Origin of the sequence: Saccharomonospora iraqiensis subsp. iraqiensis, assembly GCF_000430445.1 — a bacterium.
Taxonomy (GTDB): domain Bacteria; phylum Actinomycetota; class Actinomycetes; order Mycobacteriales; family Pseudonocardiaceae; genus Saccharomonospora; species Saccharomonospora iraqiensis.
Genome location: NZ_KE387099.1, coordinates 47,232 through 51,301, shown reverse-complemented (window position 1 = coordinate 51,301; position 4,070 = coordinate 47,232). Strand labels below are relative to the sequence as shown.

General features: G+C 70.8%; 3 protein-coding genes and 1 pseudogene. All 4 read left to right on the top strand.

Annotation, left to right across the window (positions count from 1 at the left end):
• Positions 1-784 (top strand): annotated as a pseudogene (locus tag ACTIR_RS0114100) (hypothetical protein); the annotation flags it as partial.
• Complete coding sequence (locus tag ACTIR_RS27220; protein WP_154663758.1) at positions 784-960, top strand: hypothetical protein; 177 nt, start codon at positions 784-786, stop codon at positions 958-960. The pseudogene ACTIR_RS0114100 and the gene ACTIR_RS27220, both read left to right, overlap by 1 nt.
• Positions 957-3,191 (top strand): FtsK/SpoIIIE domain-containing protein, encoded by a 2,235-nt coding sequence (locus ACTIR_RS0114090; protein ID WP_026454773.1) that lies wholly within the window; start codon positions 957-959, stop codon positions 3,189-3,191. Before ACTIR_RS27220 ends, ACTIR_RS0114090 begins: the two co-directional genes overlap by 4 nt.
• Before the next feature lie 238 nt (positions 3,192-3,429).
• On the top strand, positions 3,430-4,070 hold a 641-nt coding region (locus tag ACTIR_RS0114085; RefSeq protein ID WP_026454772.1), incomplete at its 3' end, for a bifunctional DNA primase/polymerase.

Below are 4,070 nucleotides of genomic sequence, written 5' to 3'. Positions count from 1 at the left end.
GGCTGACGCCTCCCGCCGCCGCGCGGCCGAGGTGACCGACACCGCCGGGGACCTGGTGCGGCTGGACCGGGCACGACGGTGGGTGCCGGTGATGGCCGGTGTGCCGGCACTCGGCGCGATCGCGGCCGGGGCGGTCAACGTCGGTGCGGAGCTGTCCCGGTTGTTCCCGCACACCCCGGTGATCCCGTGGGTGGTCGAGCCGATCCTGACCACGCTGATCGTGGCCATCATGCTCGCGCAGATGGTCGGCATGGCCCCGGCCGTGGCCACCGCGCGGGACGCCCTGCGGGACGGCTACGTCCTCGCCGAGATCGTGCTGTTCCTCCTCACCGGCGTACTGGCGGTGGGACTGCACTACGTTGACGGCCCCACCCCCGACCGCCGGGCCACACCGGACGGGGCGTTGGTGTGGCTTGTGGTCCCCATCGGACTCGCCCTGTCCATGTGGCTTGTCCCGAAACTGCGGGCCGACCTCACCGCCAAGTTCGTCGCCGCCGAGAACCGACTCCGCGAACAGGCTCGCGACGAGGCGTCCCCCGTGGCGTCTGACCTGCATCGGAACAAGGCCGGAAGCACCGACCGGGATACCACCGCCCCGACCATTCCGGAGCCCTCGCGGAAAGGCTCGTTCGCCACGCACCGGGCGACGCTGCAGCGGCTCGTCGGCTCCGGGGAGATCGACCCGCACACGGTGTCGGTGAACGCGGTGAAGAACCGCCTGCGGTGCCGCCCGGAGACCGCCAAGACCCTGCTCGCCGAGTACCGCACCGGGGGTGAGCAGTGATGGCTCAGACCATGCACATCGTCAAGCCGAAGCTTCTGCGCTCGCCGCAGGGCCGGGTGCGGACCTACTGCGGCACGGTCCTCGCCCGCGGTGAAGGCGCACCCGAGACCGCCCCGATGTGCGCCGCGTGCATGCGCGCGGCCGGGTGGACCCACGACACGAGGGGGAGCAAGTGACGACCCACGATCACACCGAACACCACGACACCGACCGCACCGTCGTACCGCTGCGCCCGACAGCCCACACCGCCACCGACGACGTGGTGGATGCCGAGGTGGTGGCCGAGGAGCCTCGGCCGACGTTCGGTACCCGGCGTCTGCCGGTGCCGCACATCAGCGAGGAAACCCGGCTGCGGCTGGCCGAGGGCGCGGTGGAGTTGCGCCGTACTTCGGCGCCGTATGTGCAGACCGGCACGAAGACGGTCGTGCGGCACGCCCTGTACGTGCCGGCCGGTGCGGCGGTGGTCGCCAAGCGGGTCCGCGACACCCGTGGCGTGAGCAGGTACGAGCGGATGTTGCAGGCCGCCGAGGTGGCCGGGGACTGGGACAAGGCCGCGGAGTGGGAAGAGCGCGAGGCCCGGGCGAAGCGGGAGCGGCATCAACGCCGCATGGACTGGCTCAAGGCCCCCACCCACCTCGCGAAGGCGGTGGCGATCTCGTCAGCCGCTGGGATCGGCCTGCTGCTCGCGCTGGGGGTTGTGCTCGCGGTGGCCGACGGCAACGCGGGGATGGTGTTGGAGCCGATCGGCGCGGCCATCGACACGGTGCGGTGGCTGTGGTGGTTCGGCACCGCCTACGGTGCGCTGCTGCTGACCGGCAGCCTCGGGTTGGGTGGGCTGTACCTGTGGGACCAGGGCCGCAAGCACTCGACCTGGCAGCCGCGGTGGGCGGCCCCGGTGCAGGCTCACCCGGAGGAGCGGGACCTGGTGCCGGACGAGGGAGCGATCGTGTCCGCGCTGCGGGAGCTGGGCTACGCCCCGTTGACGCGGGCGTTCAAGGAAGGCTGGCAACCCCGGTGGGTCTCGCCGACTACACGGGTGGGCCGCGGCTGGCACACCCAGTTGCTGCTTCCCCGGCAGGTGCCCGTGGAGGAGATCGCCAAGCGTAAGCACGTGCTCGCGCACAATCTGCTGCGCAAGCCGATCGAGGTCTGGCCCACCGAACCCAAGGACCAACCGGGAGTGCTCGATCTGTGGGTGGCCGATCAGGGCATCCTGACCGGTCCGGTGGACCCGTGGCCGCTGCTGCATGAGGGCACGACGGACTACTTCAAGGGCGTGCCCGTGGCCGTGGACGTGCGGGGCGAGCAGGTCACCGGGCAGCTCATGGCCCGCAACTACCTCGTCGCCGGGATCATGGGCTCGGGCAAGTCCAGCCTGGTGATCTGTCTGCTGCTCGGGGCGATGCTCGATCCGCTGGTGGACATCGACGTGCACGTGCTGGCCTACAACGTCGACTACGACCCCATGACCCCGCGGCTGCGGAGCCTGGTCAAGGGCGACGACGAGGAACACATCGAGGCCGCCATGACCAGGCTGCGGGAGCTGGCCAGCGAGGTCAGCGAACGGGGCCGCATCCTCGAAGCCCTCGGCGGGGAGGAAGCCAAGGTGACCCGCGAGCTGGCCGAGGCAGACACCCGGCTGCGGCCCACCGTGGTGGTCTTCGACGAGGTGCAGGAGCTGTTCACCCCACGCAACAACAGCAAGGACGAACGCCAGAGGGCCGAGGAAGCCAAAGAACTCGCGTTGAAGGTGACCAAGAAGGCCCGCAAGACCGCGATCACGCTGCTGTGGGTCACGCCCGACGCCGACGCCACCAGCCTGCCCCGCGGTATCTCCAAGACCGCCTCCAACCGGGTGGCCTTCGCCATCAACGATCACCAGGGCAACGACGCGATCCTCGGCACCGGCATGCACAAGCGCGGCTACTCCGCCACCACCCTCGTCGCCGGGGAGGACGTCGGCACCGCCATGGCCGCCGGCTTCTCCAAGGTCCCCGGTCTGATCCGGTCGCACTACGTGCGCAAGGAGAAGGGCGTGGACGAGATCACGCCTGTGGTCGAGCGGGCCGTGGCCCTCCGCGAACAAGCCGGACTCACCATCGGCCCGGCCCCGGCCGTGGTCGAGCCGGCTGCCGAGGTTGATCCGTTGGCCGACATCGCCGCGGTGCTCGGCCAGCAACCGAGGATGAAGACCCGCGAGGTGCTGCAACACCTGGCCGAGCGCAACCGCACGGTCTACGGCGACTGGACCCCGCAGCGACTGACGTCCTACCTCGACGACTACGACGCCGCCCCTTACAAGACCGAAGGCGCCATGCAGGTCTCCGCCGCTCGCGTCCACGAGGCACTCACCGAACGTGACCGCGACCACGACGGCGACACCGAACCCACCGAGGGCGACGACTAAGGGAGGCCCAGGGATCGAGGGAGTTTTCCCTCACTGCCTCCCTCGCTCCGCCTCCCTCCGCATCACCAGGCACAACACCCCGCGAGGGACCCGAGGGAGACAGCACTCGATAGCCGCCTCCACACCCCCAGAACGCCCTCCACACACCACCGGGGTGGCTCCCTCCCCAGGAAGCCACCACCACACCCCCTACCCAACAACTGCTACGCAACGTAACCGCGTCGAAGGAGCGTGTCGCATGACGAACGCCGACATCCTGCGTGAGTGGGCGCTGTACTGCGCCGCGATGGGCTGGCCCGTGTTCCCCCTCGTATCTGCCACGAAGCGGCCCGCGATCCGTGGGTGGGAGCAGCGCGCCACCGTTGACCGCGATCGGATCGCCCGTTGCTGGGAGGCCGGTACCTACAACATCGGGGTGGCGACCGGGCCGTCGCGGTTGCTGGTGGTCGACCTGGACACCGCGAAGGAGCCGGGCGAGCGTGACGGCGTCGCTGCTCTGGCGGAGTTCGCGGCCGGGCGGGGTGTGGCGCTGCCGGAGACGTACACGGTGGCCACGCCCTCGGGTGGGCGGCACCTGTACTTCGCCCTGCCGGACGGAGTGATGTTGCGCAACAGCGCCGGCCTGCTTGCCCCGCGGGTGGATACCCGCAGCGGCGGGGGCTATGTGGTCGCGCCCGGGTCGGTGGTCGCCGAGGGCGGGTACGAGCTGCTCGACGACACCGACCCCGCGCCGCTTCCCGGATGGCTGTTGCAGGCCCTGTGCGAACGCCCACCGACGACCACCGCGCCGCCGCGGGACACGCCGGTGCGGCAGGCGAGCGCGTATGCCGCGAGCGCGGTGCAGGGGGAGTGTGACGAGGTCCGCGCCGCGCCGGCGGG